At 36.4% G+C, this 25,142-nt stretch carries 17 protein-coding genes and 1 tRNA gene; 9 read left to right on the top strand and 9 right to left on the bottom strand.

The window, feature by feature from the left end; translation table 11 throughout:
- From BUA72_RS02610 to BUA72_RS02600, 3 genes are read right to left on the bottom strand one after another with little or no spacing between them, the layout of a single operon-like run.
- Entirely contained in the window at positions 1-6,651 is a 6,651-nt protein-coding gene (locus BUA72_RS02610; protein ID WP_072921705.1) for an RHS repeat-associated core domain-containing protein, read from the bottom strand.
- A 52-nt stretch (positions 6,652-6,703) separates the two neighbouring features.
- On the bottom strand, positions 6,704-7,174 hold the full coding sequence (locus BUA72_RS02605; RefSeq protein ID WP_072921704.1) for a hypothetical protein: 471 nt from the start codon (positions 7,172-7,174) through the stop codon (positions 6,704-6,706).
- Between the two features lie 9 nt (positions 7,175-7,183).
- Positions 7,184-8,017: a cell wall anchor protein gene (locus BUA72_RS02600; RefSeq protein WP_072921703.1), complete on the bottom strand. Its 834-nt coding sequence runs from the start codon at positions 8,015-8,017 to the stop codon at positions 7,184-7,186.
- A gap of 345 nt (positions 8,018-8,362) precedes the next feature.
- Between BUA72_RS02600 and BUA72_RS02595 the strand changes: the two genes are divergently transcribed.
- Positions 8,363-9,811 carry a WG repeat-containing protein gene (locus BUA72_RS02595; protein WP_175548847.1) on the top strand — a complete coding sequence of 483 codons (1,449 nt, stop codon included), beginning with the start codon at positions 8,363-8,365 and terminating at the stop codon, positions 9,809-9,811.
- 7 nt (positions 9,812-9,818) lie between these two features.
- Here the strand turns inward: BUA72_RS02595 and BUA72_RS02590 are convergent, their stop codons facing one another.
- From BUA72_RS02590 to aceB, 3 genes are all read right to left on the bottom strand, one after another.
- Positions 9,819-10,223: an acyl-CoA thioesterase gene (locus tag BUA72_RS02590; protein WP_228407829.1), complete on the bottom strand. Its 405-nt coding sequence runs from the start codon at positions 10,221-10,223 to the stop codon at positions 9,819-9,821.
- A gap of 798 nt (positions 10,224-11,021) precedes the next feature.
- Positions 11,022-12,302, bottom strand: coding sequence for an isocitrate lyase (aceA, locus tag BUA72_RS02585; RefSeq protein WP_047450278.1), 1,281 nt, complete (start codon positions 12,300-12,302; stop codon positions 11,022-11,024).
- Between the two features lie 142 nt (positions 12,303-12,444).
- The gene (aceB, locus tag BUA72_RS02580) at positions 12,445-14,022 is read right to left on the bottom strand and encodes a malate synthase A (protein ID WP_072921701.1); all 1,578 of its coding nucleotides are present in this window, start codon (positions 14,020-14,022) and stop codon (positions 12,445-12,447) included.
- 125 nt (positions 14,023-14,147) lie between these two features.
- Between aceB and BUA72_RS02575 the strand changes: the two genes are divergently transcribed.
- The 3 genes from BUA72_RS02575 (at position 14,148) to BUA72_RS02565 (ending at position 17,259) form a co-directional block, all read left to right on the top strand.
- Complete coding sequence (locus BUA72_RS02575) at positions 14,148-15,632, top strand: helix-turn-helix domain-containing protein (protein WP_083544108.1); 1,485 nt, start codon at positions 14,148-14,150, stop codon at positions 15,630-15,632.
- A 107-nt stretch (positions 15,633-15,739) separates the two neighbouring features.
- On the top strand, positions 15,740-16,393 hold the full coding sequence (locus tag BUA72_RS02570) for a ComF family protein (protein WP_072921699.1): 654 nt from the start codon (positions 15,740-15,742) through the stop codon (positions 16,391-16,393).
- A 176-nt stretch (positions 16,394-16,569) separates the two neighbouring features.
- Positions 16,570-17,259 (top strand): alpha/beta fold hydrolase, encoded by a 690-nt coding sequence (locus BUA72_RS02565; RefSeq protein ID WP_072921698.1) that lies wholly within the window; start codon positions 16,570-16,572, stop codon positions 17,257-17,259.
- Positions 17,260-17,262: 3 nt separating this feature from the next.
- Here BUA72_RS02565 and upp read toward each other — a convergent pair whose 3' ends face one another.
- The gene (gene upp, locus BUA72_RS02560; protein ID WP_034731387.1) at positions 17,263-17,916 is read right to left on the bottom strand and encodes a uracil phosphoribosyltransferase; all 654 of its coding nucleotides are present in this window, start codon (positions 17,914-17,916) and stop codon (positions 17,263-17,265) included.
- Between the two features lie 83 nt (positions 17,917-17,999).
- On the bottom strand, positions 18,000-19,310 hold the full coding sequence (gene der / locus BUA72_RS02555; protein WP_047450295.1) for a ribosome biogenesis GTPase Der: 1,311 nt from the start codon (positions 19,308-19,310) through the stop codon (positions 18,000-18,002).
- Between the two features lie 257 nt (positions 19,311-19,567).
- Here der and BUA72_RS02550 point away from each other — a divergent pair.
- From BUA72_RS02550 to BUA72_RS02525, 5 genes are all read left to right on the top strand, one after another.
- Positions 19,568-19,638, top strand: a tRNA-Gln gene (locus BUA72_RS02550).
- Positions 19,639-20,341: 703 nt separating this feature from the next.
- Entirely contained in the window at positions 20,342-21,223 is an 882-nt protein-coding gene (locus BUA72_RS02540) for a DUF3347 domain-containing protein (RefSeq protein ID WP_072921696.1), read from the top strand.
- Positions 21,224-21,286: 63 nt separating this feature from the next.
- Positions 21,287-21,949 carry a DUF3347 domain-containing protein gene (locus BUA72_RS02535; RefSeq protein WP_072922473.1) on the top strand — a complete coding sequence of 221 codons (663 nt, stop codon included), beginning with the start codon at positions 21,287-21,289 and terminating at the stop codon, positions 21,947-21,949.
- A 1-nt stretch (position 21,950) separates the two neighbouring features.
- The gene (locus BUA72_RS02530) at positions 21,951-22,406 is read left to right on the top strand and encodes a heme-binding domain-containing protein (protein ID WP_072921695.1); all 456 of its coding nucleotides are present in this window, start codon (positions 21,951-21,953) and stop codon (positions 22,404-22,406) included.
- A 25-nt stretch (positions 22,407-22,431) separates the two neighbouring features.
- Complete coding sequence (locus tag BUA72_RS02525) at positions 22,432-24,744, top strand: multicopper oxidase domain-containing protein (RefSeq protein WP_072921694.1); 2,313 nt, start codon at positions 22,432-22,434, stop codon at positions 24,742-24,744.
- A gap of 142 nt (positions 24,745-24,886) precedes the next feature.
- On the opposite strand, the gene BUA72_RS24340 is transcribed toward BUA72_RS02525, so the two are convergent.
- On the bottom strand, positions 24,887-25,033 hold the full coding sequence (locus BUA72_RS24340; protein WP_156122714.1) for a hypothetical protein: 147 nt from the start codon (positions 25,031-25,033) through the stop codon (positions 24,887-24,889).
- Positions 25,034-25,142 lie beyond the last annotated feature (109 nt).

Below are 25,142 nucleotides of genomic sequence, written 5' to 3'. Positions count from 1 at the left end.
TTATCTTTTATAGTGCATAAATCTTTGAAATACAGGAAGCAATTTTTGAAAACTGTCATCAACTAAGCTTTTCATACTAGGTGATAGTTTAAAATATTCAATCAGATTAACATCTTCATAATCAACAAATAGCTTAGGGCTTCTGCTACTATAATTTAGCAAATTGTATTTAGCATATACGTGCTCTAACTTAGCAATTGCAAAATGCTGAGTTGTGTCCAAAGCTCCATAGTTAATGTTATATTTTTTTCTGTCTATCGAACTATCTATTAATCCCAATGCATTACCATATGCATGCCCTGTTTCATGAACCATAGAAAGAGCTAAAAGAGGATTATTCTGTGCCGCAATAGGTGAATAATATATAGTGGAACGTCCTGTTAAAAAATCATATGTCGTATATGCAAGATCCTGACGCCCAGGTCCTGGGCTTAAATATCCAGATAAATCAATCATCTTTCCAAGTTTGTCGCTCTCAACTCTATAAATTTTCATTTCTGCATCACTAAAATTAGAGCTTCTCATATTATCTATATTTTCTTGCATTGTTTCTTTACTTACATTAACGTCATATTTATATTCATCTATATTTGTTACTTGATCCTTTGATAAATGTTTAGCTTTGTAAAGTCCTTTCGCTAGATAATTTACTGAATAACTAATACTAGCCACAGCTCCCCCGATCACAGCTCCTTTTGCCAATCCTTCAAGAAAATTATCTCCATTTATTAAAGAAACAACACCACCACTTCCTGCTCCTGCTAAAGCTCCATTTCCAGCAGTAGCCCAGAAGCCTCCCGCATTAAATACATCTCCAAGGCCTGCAGAAACTGCACCTGTAACAGTTCCCATTAAAATAGATTTAGCAAAGCCACCCCAAGACCAATTATTATTCAATGTTGCCTGAAGAGCGTACATACCTACACTTATTGCTGCTCCAATAATCGCACCGGATATAACTGCAGCCCAAAAATATCCCAGCCCAACACCAATTAAGAAGGGAAGCACCTCTCCACTTGGATCATTATAAATAAGCGGATTATTTAATACATATCCGTATTTATTATAATTCTGTGTATTATAGGGATCCTGTATATATTCATCTGCATTTAGGAATCTTCTTAATAAAGGATCATAAAGTCTTCCGTTCATGTGGATAATTCCCACTTCTGCAAAATGTTCATGACTGGTATATCCTCTGTCTAATAATAACGAAGTATTATTGATTATATTTTTATCCGTAATGACCGGACCATTTCCAATCTGAAGATGGGTAAAATTACCCCAAGCATCAAAATGTCTCTGCTCAAGCTTGTTTCCTGCCTGATCACTAATAGCTAATATACTTCCCAAGTAATCTTTATGCAGGAACTTATAAGAGCCTGTACTCTCTGAATAATCTTTTATATAAACAATATTACTTTCATAAGGACTACCACCGATATAAAGAATATGTTTTTCTTTACCTGTTATATTATCTTTAAGAATTTCAAAACTCCCATCTTCACTATAATACTTAGTAAAATTCCCTTCCTGATCAGGATCAAAATTGCCACCGTAACTTACTTTCTGCCTCATATTTGTGAGTCCGTACTGGAAAGCTACGTCACCTTTTGCCCCATCAATAAATACAGGGTCATTATTTTCATTATAAGCAATACTCTGGATGAGATCGTTATTATAATTTTGGGATCCCTCTGCATTCAGAGTCATCCCTGTAGGCTGATAAATCTTTGCAGCATTATCAAATTTAATGGTTCCAACCTGATTATTTTCTAAGATTCTTCCTTTAACATCATAAACGTTCGTATTATCATGGCCTGTTACAGGATTAGTCCATTTTACAAGCCTATTGTTATCATCATAATCAAAGGATTCGGAAATATTGAAATCCCCCCCGGTAATTCTACTTTTCAGTTCATTCTTAATGGCATCAAATTGATATTTTATGTGTAAGAAACTTGAATTTCCGGCTGTACTATGCTTGATCTCTTTAAGAAAACCGCTATCGGCATTGTAATCATTGATGATATCTACAGATCCTAATTTTGCTTTAAGAATCTGTCCCTTTTCATTGATTTGATTAAGCTCCCATAGAATTTTTCCCGAAGTTTTATCTTTTACCTGATAAAGCTCTCCATTCCATGCACTATAAATATTTTCTACTACTACTTTCGTAAGAACACCCGATGAATATAGATTTCTTTCATAAGAAACCATCCTTGCCATATCGTCATAGGTGACTCCCTTTTGAATAAAGTATTTACCATTACTGCTTTCAGAAGAAGATAGTATTCTGCCCTGTGGATCATAGGAAATGTTGGCACTATAAGTTTTTCCTTTTGATGTTCCGGACTTAGAAACGATTCTTCCTTTATCATCATATTGGTAAGAAATTATTTTATTGGTCGCTTGTCCTCCATCTGTAGAAGAGAGTTCTTTTTGGGAAATAAGCTGGCCAGAAGAATTGTAAGTATATTCTTTAGTTCCTTTAGGGCTTATTGTTTTTTTAGGTTGGCCAAAACCATCATATTCATATTTGTATGTCCCGTTAGAAGGGTCATTAAATTCCGATTTTCTTCCCCATGAGTCATATTGGGTGGTTACGATATTCTCTGCATATTTAGCGCGGATCTGTTCTCCTCCTGCATTATAAGAGAATGTAATGGTGCCTCCTTTATCTGAAGAAGAAATTGTATTTCCTAATGCATCTACCGTTTTGGTTGTTATTCTTAAGTTACCATTTTCCTCTTTAACTGTTGTTGTTAATCCTGAAACAGACGTTGTTGCCTCCTTCCCATTGAAGGATTTTGCTTTTAATATGGACGGAAATACAGAATCATCGTAGGTGACTGTACTCCATTTATTAGCACTTTGTCCTTCAAAATAAGGCTCACTATCTGCTATTTTTCTTCCTAGTATATCATATTGAGTTTCATTAGAAACAAACTGCCCTTGCCCAAATGCTTTGGTAGAAACTTTATATTCCTGTCCCAATTTGTTGATTTCCTTTTTTGATATATTTCCGTCGGGATCATTTTGAGTTATGGTAACATTGGAATTAACGTCTTTTTTGTATTGATAAGTGGTGGTTCCTGCTAAATTACTTTTGGAAGAAAGAAGTTTGCCCCATCCATCATATTTGTTATAAAGTGTATTACCCAGCGGATCTGTTTGTTTTTCAATCTGTCCCCATTGAGTGTAAATAATATTGGTTTCCAGGCCTAGATTATCAATTTTCTTTTCTACAAATCTTCCTTTAGAGTCATATAGCACTTCGCTAGTCTGTGTTTGGGAATCTGTACTATTGCTGGTGCCATTTTTTACAATATTTCCAAAGCTATCATAATTATATGTTTCTAATAGATAACCCGTATTATCTCTGTTCCAGGTTTTTAATGTTTTTAAAAGGTTATTTTCATAAGTATATTCTTCTTTTTTAGATTTTGTATCTCCATACGCCTGTATTACATCAATTTTAGATTTGGGACGTCCTATATAATAGTCAGCTCCTGTTCCTCCAGAATTATGAATATATACAAATGCTGAAGTTTTTATAGCATAGTTATTATCAATATTGGTCACACTTTGTGCCGGAAGATAATAATCTCCATAGATAATACTTCCTGTAGTGATTGTTCCTGTTAGAAAATCTTTAGTTTTGGTATTTTTCGCAATAATTGCCGTTACTATATTCGGTTTGTTATTATCTGAAACAGGTGCAGTGACCAGCTGATTGTTCAACAATTTATCAGCTTGATAAAGAGTAGATTTAAAGCTTAATAACTGGGTATTATTCTCAGAAATATCGGTTGGAAAAATTTTAGATTCATCGTTCGTTCTGATAGACCATTCTTTTACTGGGACTCCATCCATAAGCGGATTTATTTCTGCTCCAGACCAAATTTTAATATTCACAGAAACATCAGCATACCATGAAGAACGGGAAGATTGATAGTATCCTATCATACCTTTTCCTTGCATATGCCCTGTCATGCCTCTGTATCTGAAGTCTTGCGTTTTGCCTTCCTGCCTAAGCTGTGATACAGCATAGGACTGATCTAAACGGCTTAAAGAAAAATAGGGATAAAATTCTTTCTTAATTTTTTTATAAAAATTGGGATTAATAGTATTGTTGGGGATTACTTCCAAATAATCTACCGCCGTTATAATTCCTCCCTGAGTAATGGATTTTACCTGAGAAAGCTCTCTGATTGAAGAAGGAGCTTTAAGCTTATGTATCCGCTCTTTCCAAAATAAAAAAACATCATAGTAGTTGTTATTCACTTTAATTTGCGAAGTGATAGGTGAAAACAAGCTGAATTCTTTATAATTTTGTACTACATATTTATGCCCTCCAAGTTTATTACTTACAGCAAAATCTAATGATCCATTTCCCTGAGCACCATCATAAGTATAAGTATATATATCATATCCAAAAGTTCTGTAAGAAGAATTACCATTTGAATCTTGCTGACCTATATCATTATAAGAATTGATGTGAAGAATATCAGACTTACCGTCTTTGTTTATATCTGATGTTGAATAAAAATTACGATAAATATGAAAACTTCCCGTTGAAGCATTAGGTTTTCTGAATTTTAAAAAATTAGATTTTAAAAAATTAGAAAATCCTTTTTCAGTTCCCATATAAAATCTCCAGTTATCTTTTTCCTGAGTGTCTGTAACAGGAATTGTAAAATCAAGATTTCCATCGCCATTAAAATCGCCATAAAGTACAGGGAAATCAGGATTTTTCGCTTCTAGTAAACTCCCTGTAAATTTTATTTTTTTGATATATTCAAAAGGAGAAGTTCTCACAAACTCAAACACAGTATAGTCAGTGTTCGAAACATTTATGATGTCAACTTTTCCATCGCCATCTATATCATTATATTGTAGTTTATCATATATACTTTCGTTGATATTGGAATCAACAGTAAATGTTGAAACTGGAATATTGGGATTTTTAAGATCTACAATAAAATTTACTCTAGGAGAATCATAGCACGTAGCACCCCCAGGAGGCAGTCCTTCCTCAGGATTGTGTATTATTTCCAGGTAACAATCTGTTCTTGCAAGAGAAATTATTAGGTTACTTATCCCATCTCCATCAATATCTCCTTCGTCAAACGTTGCTTTAATTGTACAGCTATGATTTGTATCAATACCGCAAGTTGAAATGTCATAAATTTCTTTTTCAAATATTTTAACAAAAATATTATCTCTTAAAATATAGCCTACAACTTTACCATTTTCATATTGAACAATTCCATTTCCATTATAAACCTGTCCTTCTTCATCTAGTAAAGTATTAACAACCTTTGCGTCAGTACCAAAAATCTTATTTGTAGGAACATCGGTAAAAACTTCATTAAAAGCCCCTAGTTTAACGTTTCCATTGTTCATAATGAAATCCACGTAAGAATCTCCATTAAAATCTCCAGCTAATCTGACATTGTCAAAACTATCCATATTGTTTGGTGAAAATTCCAGACTTTGTAGGGTTGGAGCGGGATAACTGAAGGTTACTGGATTTGCAGGACTATCCTCAGTATTGTGTTCTATAATTGTATTAACTAACTGATAATTATTCCCATTTTTTATGTACTCAATAGCATATCTTTTAAACTGATTTCCATTTGAACTTACCTTAATTTCAGACAGCAATTTATTTTGAGTATATCTCAATCCCCTTACATATGACTGTTCTGCAAAATCCCTGTCGCGATAACTAAAATCAATAGTATTAAAGTGGAGCTTATTTAAAGTTTCATTTCCACCCCAATTAATAGATGATATTCTGGAGACACCACCGTCTGTACCCCTGAAGCCCGAAATTAAGGTATACTCATAATTATAACTTATATAATTACCTTGGGCATCTTTCCATTTTGTAATGTTATATTCCAATGTTGGGATCATAGCTCCATTAGAACTATTGGTGAATGTTTTTTCATATTTAGCCTGAGAACCATCTTCAAAAGTCACTTCCCAATAATCAGGACCTGATATATTTAGAGTGTTTCCGACTGATCTTATTTTCGCATTAGAATATTTCTCTGTCACATACTCAGCCCCATCTCTGCCATATTCTCCGGATTTTAAAATTAATCTCTGCCCGTTAAAACTATAATAATCAGAATAATCTAATTGAACTCCTCCACTTTCCCCTTCTTTTTCAACTGTTTTTCCAGACCTTGAAATGGCTGTCAGCCCAGACATACTCCAGCCATATCCTGCAATACCGTTTCCAGAACCACTGGTATAAACCAAATTAACCTGAGGGGCTACACTTTTCACTCCCGGAGGCAAAGCAATAGGTAACGTAAATTGTAATTGTCCTGCTCCTGTGACCTCTATGTTTCCTTTTGTATCATGGAATTTTTGATCACCTGAAACAGTTGTCCCACTTGGGTTATTTGCTCCTGCATTGGAATCCGCAGGTTCTCCGCCCGGATTTTCTGTATTGGGTCCAATCTTAGCAACAAAAGGATTGGCAACCGCAGAAGAAACATGAAATCCCTGTGCAAGCACTACGGTTTGCGGATCTTGAACCGTTCGCGAGGCGCTTTCCGACTGATACAATATAGTTTGTGAATATCCTAATATCGAGATACAGGATATAATGAATGAGTAGAAAATTTTCATATTCTTTTTCTTTGTGTTAATAAATTGATAAATAACGAATCAGAAAAACAGCTTATCGTTTTGTAACATTTCTACCGAAGACCCTTCCATCCTTCAACGTAAAACGTAGGATATAAACTCCCCAGTCATATCCGGTCATATTGATTTTAAGCTGACGGTTCAGCCCCGGAATATTTTGCTGTTGGAATTTCCAGTGCACGGTGCTGTGCTGATAGAGTGAAACGGATTCTATAAAATGATCTGCTTCTTCAGTCCAATCGACGGTAAGAATATCATTGACGGGTACCGGATACAGTCTGATTTGTTTCCAAAATGTTTTCTCATCCATTGCAACTGGCTGTTGCAAAGAAGCTGCGGCTGTAGTTTGTTTTTTTGCTGTTTCAGCTGGGGCTGCTTTTCCTGCGGCATCTGGTCCTCTGTATCTTTGGTTTCCAGCTTCGTCATATTTAAAATAGACTTCAGTTTGAGAAAAACCGAAAAAGCCTATAAACAAAGAAAAGATCGAAAGTAATTTTGTTTTCATCTGTGGTGTTTATTTTTTGGTGGAAAGAATCTGTTGAACCTGTTTTTTCAATTCTTCAATCTCATGAGATTGAGATTTCAACGTTTTGTTCTCTTCCTGAAGATTTTTTATCTGCTTATTCTGTTGAATGGAATAAAGAGTTAATTCTTCAATTTTTTCAAGAAGCTTTGCATTCATCTCTGCTACGTTGATCCCGTCCTGCATCACCTTTTCTGCCGAAGGCATATTGGGAAGATGTCCTTTTTCCTGAATATGTTTTTCTACCTGCTCTAAAGTATTTAGCTTATAATCTTTTTGAAATACATAATCCGCCCAAACATTGGCCTTAACTTCAACTTCTTTAGCAAAGATTTTACCGTCAAATCTTGCAGTAGCGTTATTAAAGAATTTCACCCAAATACCGTTAGCAAGATCCTGAACCCCTACATAATATTGCCCGTCATTGTTATCATTAGGCATCGAAAGAATAATATTATGGGTTCTGCTTATATTTCTAAGCACTGTATCTCCGGTTTTACCTCCAAAACATCCGTCGCAGGTAGATTTTGTAATCTGGAATGAGCCTAATGAACTGGCAACTTCCAGGACAGGGTTCTCAGCCTTATAGATTCTAAAAAACTCAGCACCATTTGCTTTGGGGTCGTTTATCCCTACTCTAATCTTTCCATCAGGAAGAATACGCATTGCTTCAGCACTGTTAGTTTTAAGAACCAATGGCTGGTTATCTGTTGTTCCAATAAAGTTTCCCGAAGAATTTGTTCCTGAATTTCCTGTCAGATTCCATGATTGTGCAAATGTGAACGATGACACCAACAGGGTCATTGATAATAATTTTTGTTTCATCTTAGTATGTAAAAATAGATTGTCTTATTTTTTGCAAAAGTATTCTTTTTTACCTCACTAAAGAAAGATTTATTTAACAAATTACAACTTTAAAACTATGATTTAAAACACCTTACGTTTATATATTCACACCAAAACAATAGAATCCATTATATCATTCTCAATAATATTTATATAAAATTAAAATTTAAACTAAAAACAAAATATCGCTTTAATTTTCTTCGAAGTACAATTTATTCTGTTCAATCCCTGTAATGTGAAAATTTTGGCAATCCCTATCATAGTAAAAAGATAAAGCTTAAGTTTGAAATTAATTATTTTTAGCTTAAGTTTAAAATGGGAGACATGAATAATGATAAAACAAATCCTGAGTTTAAAAAAGAACACAACTTTATACGAAGTTACCTGGGCAAAGACCCACTCTATTCTGATGAAGAATTTCAGGAAGAAGAAAAAGCAAAGCGTGAGAAATGGTTCGATTACAAGTTTATTCTGGATCTGGATTTCAATGAATATCTGAAAAGCGTATCTGTTGAGAATCACAGAACTGATGATTTTTGCGCAATGTACCCGGTAACCGTTAAAGACGATTTGCACACTCTTCATTGTAAGAATAAGGAACACCCTTTCTCAGTTTTATGGGAATATGCTGATTTAATGTATCTGGTCAACTTTGATATCAACAGGGTTTCCAGACCTTATGACGAATTTTTCGCCAATACCTACCATCATCTGGCAGGTGTTATGGATTCTAAAAATAAGAGCATCCTGATTCTTCCATTTTTTAATGAAGTAAGATATTATCCTGATTTTAATATATTTTGCGGCTCAATGTTTCCAGACAATGAAGAAGATATGAATAACTATGTGCGAAGACTTTTTTATTTTGACACCAAAGGGCGTTTTATAAAAGAGGAGAAGGGACATTTGCCCAATCATATTCCAACGATTGGTTTTAATGAAAAAAACAGCAGTTTTACAGAGATCAGTGTACCTTATGCCGAAAAAATTCATTCTCACACTTTATATACTATTGAAAAAGAGGGCGGTTTCACTTTAACCAACCATCGGAATGAGCCTTTAATTGATGGAATTTATCAGAAAATATTCGTCAACGATTCTTTAGACTCTGCCATCACTCCTCATGAAAATGATATTTCCCTCCACTTCTTTACAGATAAAACTAAAATAAAGGTCACAGAAGGACAGCTCGTAGACCAGAAAAATTCTTTTATCCGGTTTTTTGATGTTCAAAAAAAATGGGGTATTCTGAATAATCAGTCTATTGAAATAGTACCAGGTTATGATTATTTGGACTGGACATATGATAAAACAAGATTAAGAGCATTCAAAGGCGATTTCACATGGACCTATATTGAAAATTTCACAGAATTGATCGGCACAAAAATCACCGCTGATAATCCGGATCTATACACCAGCCACGGAAAAAAACTGGAAAGCGGCAAATGGGGAATTATAAATCTACAATCCGAAATACTCATCCCATTTGAATATGAATGGATCGAAGAACTCAACGAAAACCTATATCTGGCCAACAAAAACGGAGAAGTATACCGGTTTGATTTATATAATGAATACAGTGAATGGAAAAAACCTGAGGTACATTATGACGAGCACGTAATAACAGGAGGCGAATGGTATATCCTGGATCTGCAGGGGGAAATCCAGAAAAAGCTATCTATAGAAGAGCTTCAGGAATTATATCGTTCAAACTCTATTGAAGACTCAGAGACATTTTATAAAAACTGTGGTGTACAGTCCTATATATTTTAATGGTCCATTACTTAATGGCATCCATCCAGTCACTTTCCAGTCTCTTTATCTTTTGTGTCTTCAAATCAACCAAGACCCAAAGAGTGCTTGAATCTACAACGAGCTTATCATTACAGTAAAACTCCACTTTTCTTGGTTGTTTTATGCCTTCAGGAGTTTTCGGGTAAGTTTTAACTGTAATTACATCCCCAAGATACACCTGTTTTTTGTACTGAATATGATGATCAACAAGTATCCATGCGAATTCAGCGAACTCTGTTTTATGCTTTAAAGAATCCCAGTGCTCGGCAGCTATTTCCTCCACCCAATGTACATATTGTACATTATTGACATGATTATTCTGGTCTATATGTTCTTCAGTTACCTGAATCTGTTTTTCATAAATTAAATTCATTTCTGTTTTCGGCTTCATTAATAACCAAATATATGAACTTTTGATTATTGTTCCGGTGGCAAATGATTTAAAAACAGGTTAAATTTTAAGTTCTTTTCTTAATCATTCCGTAAAGAAAGATGAAGCAGGCCTGCCCATCGGCACATACTTCATCATCATCATTTGTGTTTTTAGAATCTACTTTTTCCCTCTTGCGACGATCATCTTTTAACAGCAAGAAATTCTTTTTTCATCTTTACTCTTTTGGAGATACTCCATACTGTTTTCATTATTCATTGACGATCTAGAATCATGGGCATTGGCAGGGCACCAATTTTTTTTATAAACAACCAGTAAGATGGTGTATGTTATTCTTTAATTAATTTTCACTTCTTTTATTTAATTATGATCAATTGTCATTTTTAAGTTATGGAACAATATCTTAAAACCAGCACCATTTCGTTCTGTTCAAAACTAGTATAAATGGTTAAAAAAATAACCCAGTAATAGAAGCGGTTAACAACGCAGATCATTAACTTACTAGTTATCAATATTTAACAAATCATATATTAACACATATTTTCGGATCAGATAATACTTTATTAACAGAAAAAACAACACAACACCACTACAAAACCTGTAAAAAATCAATCAAAACAAGACATATTACAAAAAGTGACTAAAAAACATGAGTCTTGCATCTATATAAAAAAAATAAATCATCTTATATATCGTCATGTTTTTCACAAATTCGTCTGCTTAACGGTTTCTTTTTCACACCAAAAAACCTTCCCAATATTGAGAAGGCATGTATTTATAAAAATTACTATAAAATAATTAATGAAACTGCGCCGTTTCCGTAGAATCTTTCATCGCAACTGTTGCGGAAGAACCATTAGTTACTACATTTTGAACCTCATCAAAATATCCTGTTCCTACAAATGACTGATGCTTTACAGCCCTGAATCCTTTCTGCTGAAGAGCAAATTCACGTTCCTGAAGTTCGGAGTATCCTGCCATTCCTCTTTCCTTATAAGCTAAAGCAAGTTCAAACATCGCAGTATTCAATGCATGGAAGCCCGCCAGTGTGATAAATTGGAATTTATACCCCATTTTTGCAAGCTCCTCACGGAAATTAGCCATTTCTTCCACACTTAATCTCGCCGCCCAATTGAACGATGGGGAACAATTGTAAGCCAGCATTTTCCCTGGAAACTGAGCATGAATTCCTTCCGCAAATTGTCTGGCCTGCTCCAAATCAGGATTAGAGGTCTCCATCCAGATCAGGTCTGCATAAGGCGCATATGAAAGTCCGCGGTCTATACCTTGCTCTACTCCATTATTAACTACATAAAAACCTTCAGAAGTTCTTTCTCCGGTTACAAATCTCCTGTCTCTTTCATCGATATCAGAGGTCAGAAGATCTGCTGCATCCGCATCCGTTCTGGCAATGATAATACTTGGAACACCCAATACATCTGAAGCAAGACGTGCTGCAACCAACTTATTAATAGCTTCCTGAGTGGGAACCAAAACTTTTCCACCCAAATGCCCGCATTTTTTTGCCGATGAAAGCTGGTCTTCAAAATGAACGCCCGCAGCTCCTGCTTCAATCATCTGTTTCATCAGTTCAAAAGCATTCAGATTCCCTCCGAATCCGGCCTCTGCGTCTGCAATAATCGGGACTAAATATTCTTTATCTCCATTTCCACTCACCGACTGGATCTGATCCGCTCTTAATAAAGCATTATTGATCTTTTTCACCACAGAAGGCACTGAATTGGCGGGATATAATGACTGGTCAGGATACATTTCCCCGGAAAGATTCGCATCCGCAGCCACCTGCCAGCCTGAAAGATAAATCGCTTCCAGCCCTGCATCAACTTCCTGAACCGCCTGGTTTCCTGTCAGTGCACCAAGTCCGGCTACATAATCCTGGTTATTCAGTTTATCCCAGAATTTTTTGGACATTTCGGTTGCAATGGTATAATCAATTGTGTACGAACCGCGAAGCTTTAATACTTCTTCAGCAGTATACGTTCTTTTTACTCCGGTCCAGCGGGGATTGTTCAGCCAATCCTGCTCTAAGGCCTGGATCTGTTCTTGTCTTGTTTTCATAATATTTTGGATTTGTTGTTTTTGTATTAAGTTGGAGGACATAAGTGTCGGAGCGTTTGAGTGTGGGAGAGTTTTAGAGTTGTCGGTTAATATTGGTCAGCTCGAATCTCAAATCCCAAAACTCTCCCACTCTCAAACTCTCTTACCCAATAAACGGGTACGCTTTCAAGGTCAGGAATTCTTCGAATTTTTCAGAGAATACCAGTTCGTTGAAAAGTTCTTTTGCTAAATTGAATTTTCCGTTTTTAAAACGTTCTTCGCCTACATATTTTTCGATGTATTCTATTTCTTCAGCCTCCCATTGCAGAATCATTTCCCTGGTTAAGACAAGACCGTTATCCAGCTTAGCATCGTTTTTAAGCCATTGCCAGAGTTGCGTTCTGGAGATTTCTGCCGTGGCGGCATCTTCCATCAGGTTATAAATGGCTGCTGCACCCACTCCCATCAGCCAGCTTTCCAGATATAAAATACCAACGTTGATATTTTTTCTTACGCCCTTTTCCGTAATTTCACCTTGTGGGACTTCAAGCAGATCTGTTTCTTTGATATGGTATTCGAATTTTCTATCAATCTGGTTCTTGGCAGGCATATGATGATCAAAAATTTCTTTTGCAACCGATACTAATGCAGGATGTGCCACCCAGGTTCCGTCGTGGCCGTTTTTCACTTCACGCTCTTTGTCCTTTTTTACTTTTTCAAAAGCAGCGGCATTGGCTTCATCATCGTTTTTTACAGGAATTTGTGCGGCCATTCCACCGATAGCATGAACATTTCTTTTATGGCAAATTTCAATCACTCTTTTTGAATAAGCGCTCATAAAAGGAGAAGCCATCGTCACCTGATCTCTGTCCGGAACCATAAACTCAGGAAGATTTCTGAATTTTTTGATGAATGAAAAAATATAATCCCATCTTCCGCAATTCAGTCCGGCACTGTGCTCTTTTAATTCAAATAAAATTTCATCGATCTGAAAAGATGCTGTAATCGTTTCAATCAAAACAGTTGCTTTAATGTTTCCTGTAGGAATTCCAAGATATTTTTGAGCAAAAACGAAAACCTCATTCCACCAGCGGGCTTCTTTATAATGTTCTAATTTCGGAAGGTAAAAATAAGGACCACTTCCATTTTCTATGAGTTGCTCTGCATTATTAAAAAAGTAAATTCCAAAATCCGTCAGTGAGCCGGATGCTTCTTCACCGTTGATCTCTATGTGTTTTTCCGGAAGATGCAATCCTCTTGGGCGAACCTGAAGAATAGCCGTTTTTTCATCAAGCTGGTAAGATTTTCCATTTTCAGCCGTGAAATCTATATTTCGTCTTATAGCATCCTTTAAATTAATCTGACCTCGAATACAGTTTTCCCAGGTTGGCGAGCTGCTGTCTTCAAAATCAGCCATAAAAGTGGATGCGCCGGAATTAAGTGCATTAATGATCATTTTCCGGTCTACGGGTCCTGTTATTTCCACTCTTCTGTCCAGCAGATCAACAGGAAGTGGTGCGCAGGTCCAGTCACTGTTTCTCACTTCTGCTGTTTCTGGCAAAAATCCCGGAAGATTTCCCAAATCAAAAAACTGTTGTGTATTTTTTCTTTCTTCTAAAAGCGTCAACCTTTTCTGATTAAAATTCTGATGAAGTGCTGTCAGAAAACCGGTCAGTTCCGGAGTAAAAACATCGTCAAACGGCTTCTGAGCTTTTATTTTTAATTGCGTCCTGGTTTCCATAACCTATTGATTTTGTGATTTGATGTTACAAACATAAATAAAAATATTCACACACAGCGAACGTTCGCTAATTATTTTTAAAATTTATTATGCGGATAATCGCATCCAATTATTTATATTTGACTATGAATTCAGAAAGCGATTTTATCAAAACAGTTTTCGGACTAAAGCTCAAACAGCTTAGACAAAAGAAAAACTGGTCTCTGCAGGATCTTGCGGTAAAGACCGGTTTGTCTAAATCTTACCTAAATGAAATTGAAAACGGAAAAAAATATCCAAAGCATGATAAGATCATCCAGCTTTCGGAATCTCTGAGCTGTACTTTTGATGAACTGGTTTCCACCAAACTGGATAAAAGTTTAGCCCCATTCAACGAAATTCTGCAATCGGATTTTTTCAAGGAAGTACCGTTGGATCTTTTTGGAATCAGCAAAAACAATCTGATCAGTATCATCAGTGATGCTCCCAAAAAAGTGACTGCTTTTATCAATGCACTGATTGAGATTTCGCAGAATTATAATTTGGGAAAGGAACGTTTTTACTTTGCGGTACTTAGATCTTTCCAGGAGCTTTATGATAATCATTTTCCTGAAATTGAGGAGAAAACGTTAGAATTTATCAAAGAAAACGGATTGGATATCAGTAAAGATCTAAGAGCTTCTGTTTTGGAGACTATTCTTACTGAAAAATTTCATTACAGCATAAGATCTGAGGATTTTGAACAGTTCGGAACTCTGGATAATCTGCGTTCACTTTTCATTCCTGAGCAGAAATTACTGCTTTTGAACAGGAAACTTGAAAAAGATCAGCGAACATTTATTTTAGCGAAAGAAATTGGATTCAATGTTCTGGAACTAAAAATTCGCCCCAATACGTATTCATGGTTGGATTTTGGAAGTTTTGAAGAAATTCTGAACAATTTTTATGCTTCCTATTTCGCAGGTGCTTTATTAATTTCCAAAGAAAAAACGCTTGAAAAAACATCAGAATTTTTACTTCAAAATACATGGGAACCAGAAAGTTTTGAAGCGCTGATTGAAAGCTTTACAGATTCTCCTGAAACTTTTTATTATCGACTGACCAATTTGCTTTCATCAGAATTGGGCATCAAAGATTTATTCTATCTGTGTCTGGTGAAGAAAAAAGATTCGGATAAAATCCAGATATTAAAGGAACTTCATCTGAATCACCAGCAAGCGCCGCACGCGAACGCAATGAACGAGCATTACTGCCGAAGATGGATTGCTGTAAAAAATTTACATCATTTAAAAGAAAATGAAACGCTTACGGATGCTCAGATCTCTCACTACAAGGATCAAGGGGTAAGTTATCTCGTGATTTCAACTTCACAGAAAAACCCATTTTCAGACGGCAGTAACAGAAGCTACTGTCTTGGCATTTTACTGAATTCCCAGACCATTAAAAAAATTGGTTTTGTAAAATCTCAGACATTAAAAACGGTCAATGTAGGCGTCACCTGTGAATCCTGCAGCATTCCGGATTGTGAAGTACGCCAGGCGCCGCCGGTCCGACTGGAAAAGGAACATTTTAACCTTAGCATGAAAAATGCAATTGAGAAGATCAGAAAACAAATGATGAATGATGAATGATGAATGATGAATGATGAATGATGAATGATGAATGATAGTTGCAAAATTACAAATTACGCTTCTAACTTCTAATTTCTAACATCTAACTTCTAATAAAAAAAAACACAATGATATTAGATTTATTTTTCCCAAACCGCTGTATCCACTGCAGCCGGATCATAGACGCGAAGCTTTTGGTCTGCAGTTTATGCTTTGAACAGATTCATTTTACGCACTTTGATTATTTCGGTGATGACATCATCAAAGAAAAATGCAGGCTCCTTTTTCCTGTTGAAAATACATATGCTCTGATGAAATTTGAACAGGATGGACTGAGTCAAAAAATCATCCACGAACTGAAATATAAAAGCAGGGAAAATGCAGGGAAAACTCTAGCCGAATGGACTGCAGAACGCCTGGATTTCAAAGATAAAAAACCGGATCTGCTGCTTTCGGTTCCGCTTCATCCAAAGAAATTAAAGGAAAGAGGCTATAATCAGCTCCATTTATTTACAGAAACTTTATCAAAATTTTATAACCTTCCATTCGATCATGAACTTATTCAAAGAAATCATTATTCCAAAGCACAGGCCTTAAAAGATAAAAAACACCGTCTGGAAACAGTAAATCCCTTTTCTCTTTCAAAATCAATTTCGGGGAAACATATTCTTCTAATAGATGACGTTTTCACTACCGGAAACACCGTATCATCCATTGCCTGGGAGATTTTGAATTCCGGGGATAATATGGTGAGTGTATTGGTGATGGCAGTGGATGTGTAAGAGGGTTTGAGAATATGAGTGTGGGAGAGTTTGAAAGTTTCGGGATTTGAACCAACGACTGTCAGCCAACAACTAGTAACCAGCAATTAGGGACATACACATCCCGAAACCCGCATCTCTCACCCCATAGCCCGAAACTCAATTCTTTTTCCTAATTTTCGGGTAAACTTTTGATTATGAAAAATCTGCTTTTACTGCATGGTGCATTGGGACACTCTGATATTTTTAAACCTTATGAAAAGGAGCTGTCAAAGCATTTCAATATCCATACGCTTTTATTTTCAGGACACGGAAGTACTGAGTTATCTGAAAACGGTATAAGCATTGAGAAATATACTGAGGAGATAAGAGATTATTTGGTAAAGGAGAACTTAGAAGACGTCTGCATTTTCGGACACAGTATGGGAGGTTATGCTGCCCTTAACTGTAGTCTTAGATATCCTGAAAGAATTAATTCCATCATGACTCTGGGTACAAAATTCAACTGGACCGAGGAGCAGGCTTTAAAGGAAAGTAAAATGCTTGATCCGGAATCTATTCTTTTAAAAGTTCCGAAATATGCCGAACAGCTGGAAAATCAGCATGGTGCCAAATGGAAGCAGTTACTGCCGGCCATTGCTCAGATGATGGTTTCACTTGGTAAAAATCCACCTCTTAATGAAAGCAGTTTGTGGGCTATCAATATTCCTGTACAGATTATGACCGGAGATAAAGACAATATGGTGAGTATTGAGGAAAGCATCCGTGCTTACCGAAGTATTCCGAATGCAAAATTGGCCATACTCCCGGATACAAAGCATCCTATGGAAAAAGTACGGCCTAATTTATTATCTGATCTGATGAAAGATTTCTGGAATCTCTCCTAATATTTATCGTTGTAGTTTTTCACCGTAGCTTAAATCTCCGGCATCACCAAGTCCTGGTGTGATATATCCTTTTGAAGTCAATCCTTCATCGATGGCTCCTACCCAAATTTTCGCGTCAGGATAAGCTTTTTCGATGGTTTCTACTCCCTGTCTTGAAGCAATTGCGGCTACAATATGCAGCTGAGTTGGTGTTCCGTTTGTCAAAAGATCTTTGATGGCTTCAATTAATGAAGCTCCTGTTGCCAACATGGGATCTGCTACAATTAATGGTCTTCCTTCAATATTCGGGCAGGTAAGATAATCCTGTTTGATAGAGAAATAATCGTTGGCATCGTGCTTTCTGTAGGCTGCAACGAAACCGCAGTCTGCTCTGTCCAGGTAACTCAAAATCCCCTCAAACAAAGGAACTCCGGCTCTCAAAATAGTGGTAATTACAGGCTGCACGGCTATTTCCTGAACTTTGATCTTATCTAATGGGGTTTGAATCTCTACTTCTTTGTATTCTAATCCTTTACTGATCTCAAACGCTGCAATTTCACCTATACGTTCCATATTTCTACGGAATCTCATTCTGTCATGCTGGATGTCTATATTCCTAAGCTCATTGATCCAGGAGTTTATTAAAGAAAACTGTTTTGACAATACAATTGTATTCATTATTCTGAAAAAACTTTTTATTAAAAATATTAAATTTAATATGAATAAAATCCCTCTTAGAAAAATCTAAAAGGGATTATTTTTTATTTCTGTCTGAAATACACTTCAATAGGAACTCCGGTAAACCCGAATTGCTTTCTCAGTTGGTTTTCAGTAAATCTTTTGTAAGGTTCTTTTACATATTGAGGAAGGTTGCAGAAAAATACAAACTGTGGTGACGGCGTTGGAAGCTGTACACAGTATTTAATTTTAATATACTTTCCTTTGTTAGCCGGTGGCGGAGTCTGCTCAAAAATAGGAAGCATCACTTCGTTTAATTTTGAAGTTTTGATCTTTTTCTTACGGTCTTCGTATACAACCATTGCCATTTCCACGGCTTTCAAGATTCTCTGCTTCGTTAATGCTGAAACAAAAAGAATTGGAATATCACTGAACTGACCGATCTTCTCTTTAATTGAATTTTCAAAATCCCTAACGGTATTGGTTTTCTTATCTTCAATAAGATCCCACTTATTCACAACGATCACAATTCCTTTTCTGTTCTTTTGTGCCAAACCGAAAATATTCATATCCTGAGATTCCCAGCCAAGCGTTGCATCCACCATAATGATCACAACATCTGAAAATTCAATAGAACGAATAGATCTCATTACCGAATAAAACTCCAAATCCTCATTTACTTTAGATTTCCTTCTCATTCCGGCCGTATCAACTAAAACAAATTCGTGTCCGAATTTATTATAAAGCGTCTGAATACTGTCTCTTGTAGTACCTGCAACATCAGTTACGATGTTTCTTTCTACATCAAGCAAAGCATTCGTTAAAGTAGATTTACCAACATTAGGACGACCTGCGATCGTAATTTTCGGCAATCCCTCGAAAGGATCTTTATAATCTGTTGTAGGGAAATCTTTAACGATATCATCTAAAACTTCTCCCGTTCCGGAACCTGTAGCTGAAGACAACGTGTAATATTTTTCAATTCCTAACTGATAGAATTCAGTAGCATTTATTTCCTCTTTGGCAGAATCTACTTTATTGATAACGATATAAACGGGTTTATTTGCTCTTCTCAGAAGTTCGTGAATTTCGTAATCGGTATCAGTAAGGCCTTCTTCTACATTCATCATAAAAATGATAGACGTAGCCTCATCTATTGCCAGCTGAACCTGCTTACGGATCTCTTCTTCAAAAATATCATCCGTTCCTACATCATATCCGCCGGTATCTATAACTGTAAAATCTACTCCGTTCCAGTCAGACTTCCCGTAATGACGGTCTCTGGTAACACCAGCCGTAGAATCTACGATGGCTTCTCTTCTTTCTAGTAAACGGTTAAAAAGTGTGGATTTTCCTACGTTGGGACGCCCAACGATTGCGACAATATTTGACATAAAAATGTTTAATAAATGAAATTATTAATGGGTATCTCCAACTTTTGGAGCCCAATTTTTTGCAAAGATAAGATTTTATTATTAGCCGTTGAAAATTGAACCCTATAAAATTGTTTACAAAACAAAAATATTCATTGATCTATTTTATTAAAAATCATATAATTACAGATAAACACTACTTTTTCAGTTGTTAATCTGCCAAAAAATATTTTTTTCAATCAAATATTTTTTATAATTTCGCGCCACCAAAATAAAGCAGACCCATGGTGTAACGGTAGCACTCTGGTTTTTGGTACCATCAGTTGGGGTTCGAATCCCTGTGGGTCTACTTAGCAAAGCAATCTTCTGATATACAGTTGATTGCTTTTTTTTATTTATCACCTATGGCATTTTATCTTATCCTTGATAAAATTTTTATAGCAAAGTCAATAAGTACAATATTATACAACAGTAATCCATCTCTTAATATTTTTCATTTACACTAAAAAACATATTAAAAGTGTATATATATCTTATTGAACGAAAATAAATTATTATTTTTGCATTGAAATGTTTCAACACAGGTACATATTCATTTTTATTCTGCTGGGTTTTTTATTAATGCCCAAACAGACCTATGCCTGTGATCTAAAGTTTTCTCCGGCGAAATCCTCAAGCTGTGAGGCCAAAACTGTAAAAGCGGGTAAGAAACATCATTGTGAGTTTTGTGGTTCAAAAACATGTAATGGGAAATGCAACAGTCCTTTATGTAAATGTCCCGTTTCAAATCTCAATCCTACTCTTTTCAACAAGTATGATTTTAATTTTTTAAAACTAAAAAACTTTAATTTCATCTCTTTTTCACCATACGAAACCGCAATTTCAAATGGGTTTCTGTCCATATGGCTAATTCCTAAAATAGGCTAATTTCAAATCATTACAGCCTAAACTGTGCGTTTTTTTTCTAAAACACACTTAGTTTTCAACATTTTCAGTTTATAAACGAAGCGATAGATCGTACCGTTCTTTTGCTTTTAAAAACAATTCATCCAATGAAATTAATATCGAAAATATTGGTTGCATTTACTGTGTTGATCACATGGACAATGCATGCCCAAATTAAAAATACAAAGACAGAAATCATAAAGATTTATGGAAGCTGTGATATCTGTAAAGGTATGATAGAAAAAGCCGGTAACCTTAAGAAAACAGCTGCCGTGAGCTGGAATAAAGATACCCAAATGGCTACCTTAACTTATGATGCCCAAACGACCAATCAGGACGAGATCTTAAAACGAATTGCCCTGGCAGGTTTCGATAGTGAAAAATTCTTAGCTCCTGATGATATTTACGCCGCATTGCCGGAATGTTGTCATTATACCAGAGAATTGAAACCGGTAGCTAAAAACAAAGATGCGGGAATGAATATGACCACCGACCACAACGGTCATGATCATAGTAAAATGGTTCAGGCAGAAACTACTCCTGTTCAGAATATGTCCCCATTGACACCTGTTTTCGATACTTATTTTGCTATAAAAAATGCTTTAGTGAAAACCGATGCAGGAGCTGCATCTGCAACAGCCACAAAGTTACTGGCAGCCATCAAAACTATTGAAATGACGAAACTTTCTCCTGAAGAACATATGGTTTGGATGAAAGTAACAAAGGATCTGATAGCTAATACAGAAAAAATAGCCTCAGCCAGGGACATTTCCAAGCAGAGAGAAACATTTGCCCTACTGGCTAAAAGCATTTATGATCTGGCTAAAATATCTCCCTACAATACTCCTATCTATTATCAGCACTGCCCAATGTTCAACAATGGGAAAGGAGCCGATTGGCTGAGTCTGGAAAACGAGATCAAAAATCCGTTTTTCGGTTCAAAAATGATCACCTGCGGGAGTACGGTAGAAACCATTGACAACAAATAAATTAAACGTTCATGGCATCCCGTCATGATATTCAAAACTTTAACAACTAAAAATATTCATACAATGAAAAATATATTTTCATCATTTACTATAATAGCACTAACAGGACTTACCTTATTTTCATGTAAAGAAGCCTCCAATAAAAATACAGATCAACATGCTGAACATATTTCTGCTGCTACAGAAACTCAGGAAACTCAAGCACCACAGCCGTCAGAGCAAACTTCTGCTAACGCATCTGCGGAACCTATCAATGAAAAAGAGACAAAAGCTCCGGTGAAAGAAGAGGTAAAAAATTTTTCCATCTCCCCGATCATCAAGGATTATCTTGAGCTGAAAAATGCACTTACAGCAGATAACGACAAAGCGGCTGCCAGTGCCGGGAAAAAGTTATTGGCTACCATAAAGAATATAGACATGAAATCTATTCCTGCCGATAAACACAAGGAATATATGGATATCGCAGATGATGCCAAAGAAAATGTAGAACACATTGGTGAGAACGTTGGAAAAATAGATCACCAGAGAGAACACATGGCACCATTAAGCCAGGATATGGCTGATCTTATTGCGCTATTCGGAACAACTCAAAAGCTTTACCGTGATTATTGCCCAATGTTTAATGACGGAAAAGGGGCTGTCTGGATCAGCGAAACAAAAGCGATCAAAAATCCTTACTACGGCAGCAAAATGTCGAATTGTGGTTCCGTAAAAAAGGAATATTAAGATGAAAAAAGCACTGAAAATTATGGGAACTATCCTGCTTCTCGTTTTTATTGCTATACAGCTTTATCAGCCTGCCCCGAATGTAGATAAGGGGCAGCCTGCTACAACCGATTTTATGCAGACTTATTCTGATATGCCTGCTGAAATAAAGATGATCATACAAACATCCTGCTACGATTGTCACAGCAATCATACCAATTATGAATGGTATGATTATATCCAGCCAGCCAGAAGTTTGTTAGTGGAAAAACACATTAAAGAGGCAAAGGAAGATTTGAACTTTAGTGAATGGAACTCCTATTCTCAGCGGAAACAAAAAAGATTAATAACCTCAATAAAGAAACAGATTGAAACTAAAAAAATGCCTATGTCTTCATACACGCTCATGCACCACAATGCAAAGCTGAATAATGTACAGATCAAACTTTTAACCCAATGGTTAGAAACGCAGGAATAAGTTTCATTTAACAAGAAATATAAAAATGAATATACCCAAAAATATCCCGATAAAATTACTGACAGTGATGTTTATACTGCTGTGTTCGGAAATAGTTTTCGCACAAAAGCTTGTCCGATACCAGCTCTATGTAAAGGACACGGTCGTCACTTATGCCGGTAAAGAAAAAAGAGCGATTGCAGTCAACGGACAGATTCCTATGCCTACGCTTACTTTCACGGAGGGTGATACTGCCGAAATTGTAGTCCACAACCAGTTAAAGGAAAGCACGTCTTTGCACTGGCATGGTGTATTTTTACCCAATAAAGAAGATGGTGTTCCTTTTTTAACGCAAGAACCCATAAAGCCGGGCGCAACCTATACTTATCGTTTTCCTATCATTCAACATGGAACCCACTGGTACCACTCGCATTCCGGATTACAGGAACAGATTGGAATGTATGGGAATTTTGTCATGAAGAAACGTAACGATGACAAAACCTTCAGAAAAGGAATTGATGATCTGCCTACCGTTCCCATTATCCTAAGCGAATGGACCAATCTTAATCCTGATAACATCAACAGAATGCTGCATAATGCCAACGATTGGGCCGGAATTAAGAAAAATGCAACGCAATCCTACGCAGAAGCCATCAGAGAAGGATATTTTAAAACCAAGATCGCGAATGAATGGAAGCGAATGACAGCAATGGACGTAAGTGATGTGTATTATGATAAAATATTAATCAACGGAAATAATACTACAGATCTGAAAAGTGTAGACGGAAAACCACTTAAAGCTGGTGATAAAGTCAGACTACGGATTTCAAACGGAGGTGCCTCGTCTTACTTCTGGCTTCGTTATGCCGGTGGTAAAATAACAGTTGTCGCCAATGACGGGAACGACGTAGAACCTGTAGAAGTAGACCGGTTAATCATTTCTGTTTCGGAAACTTATGACATCGTGGTCACTATTCCGGAAGACGGTCGGGCTTACGAGTTCCTGGCTACCACGGAGGACAGAACCCAATCTGCCAGTTATTATGTGGGTAACGGCATCAAACAGCTCATTTCACCTCTTCCGCGTCTGAAATATTTCGAAGGCATGAAAATGATGAATGACATGATGAAAATGAATGGTGATCTGAACGATATGGGAATGAAAATGAGTCTGAACCAAATGGACATGAATGTGGTGATGTATCCTGAAATTACCGGTGAGGCTAATCCAAAGAAAAAGGAAAAGAAAAAAGAAAAAGAAGATCACAGCAAGCATAACATGAGTACGGGTATGGATATGAATATGGATAACGATGCCAACCGTTACAATACTAACGCGCTGGGAGACATTGTTACTCTGAACTATGCCATGCTTAAATCTCCTCACAACACAACGCTTCCTAAAGATGCTCCGGTGAGAGAACTGAAATTTACTCTGACAGGAAATATGAACCGCTACGTCTGGAGCATGGACAACAAAGTACTTACTGAAACTGACAAAATCCCGGTAAAGAAAGGAGAAATATTAAGAATTACTATTCATAATAACTCGATGATGAGACACCCGATGCACTTGCACGGTTTCGATTTCAGGGTCATTAATGGTAAGGGCGAAAGATCTCCACTGAAAAATGTACTGGATGTAATGCCGATGGAAACAGATACCATTGAGTTTTTAGCTAATGAAGAAGGAGACTGGTTTTTCCACTGCCACATCCTCTACCATATGATGGCCGGTATGAACAGAGTATTTGCGGTTGGTGATTATAAGAATCCGGGACTTCCCGATAAAGAAAAAGCATACAAAGCTTTGCAGATGGAAAGCAATATGCCTCACTTTATGGCACAGAATGATTTCGCGACTAACGGGAATGACGGTCAGGTGATGTTACAAAATTCAAGATGGTCTTTGGGTGCAGAATGGCGTTTAGGATACAACAGTATGCATGGTTATGAAATGGAAACTCATTTAGGAAGATATATCGGAAAAATGCAGTGGTTCATGCCTTTTATCGGCTTCGACTGGCGCTACCGTAAAATGGGAATAGATCCACGTGAAACCAATTTATTTGGACAGACCAATGAAAAAGACTTCCGAAAAGCGGTTAGCTTAGGTTTTATGTACACCTTACCTATGCTTGTCACCTTCCAGGCCGAGGTGTATCACGATGGAATTGTCCGTCTGCAGTTGATGCGTAAGGACATTCCCATTTCCAGAAGAATAAGAGGAGGATTTATGGTGAATACCGATATGGAATATATGGCAGAGCTACGCTATGTGATCAATAAAAACATTGATTTCCGTACGCATTACGACAGTGATATGGGTTTTGGTGTCGGCTTTTCATTAAATTATTAAAATAGAGTTTGATACCCATTCAAAACTATTAAACAACAGAATAACCGCTTTTAAACAAGCGGTTATTTCTTTTTTTTCATCAATTGTGTTTTTTAAAACCCTCCAGAATTTTTTTAAGCTTCCCAACCTTTCATAAAAAATCCTATCGGGTTTTAATAACATTCAGTACCAGATAAATAATCAATACCAGGAATGCCAGATAAAAAACTATCTCAAACCTTTTCAGCCATTTGAACTGCCTATAGGTTTTTGCATTCTTTTTTAATTCATCATCCGTGTAGTTCTCCATTTCTATTACTTTTTTTGAAGATTGTTTTGAAATGATGAAGCAAAAGTAAATCACAGCTTATAAAAATCAAGCATTTGGAGCGTTACTTTTCGTTAACTGTATATTGATT

Origin of the sequence: Chryseobacterium sp. OV279, assembly GCF_900128945.1 — a bacterium.
Taxonomy (GTDB): Bacteria; Bacteroidota; Bacteroidia; order Flavobacteriales; family Weeksellaceae; genus Chryseobacterium.
The sequence above is the reverse complement of the archived record's forward strand: the minus strand, read 5'-3'. Positions and strand labels throughout refer to the sequence as shown.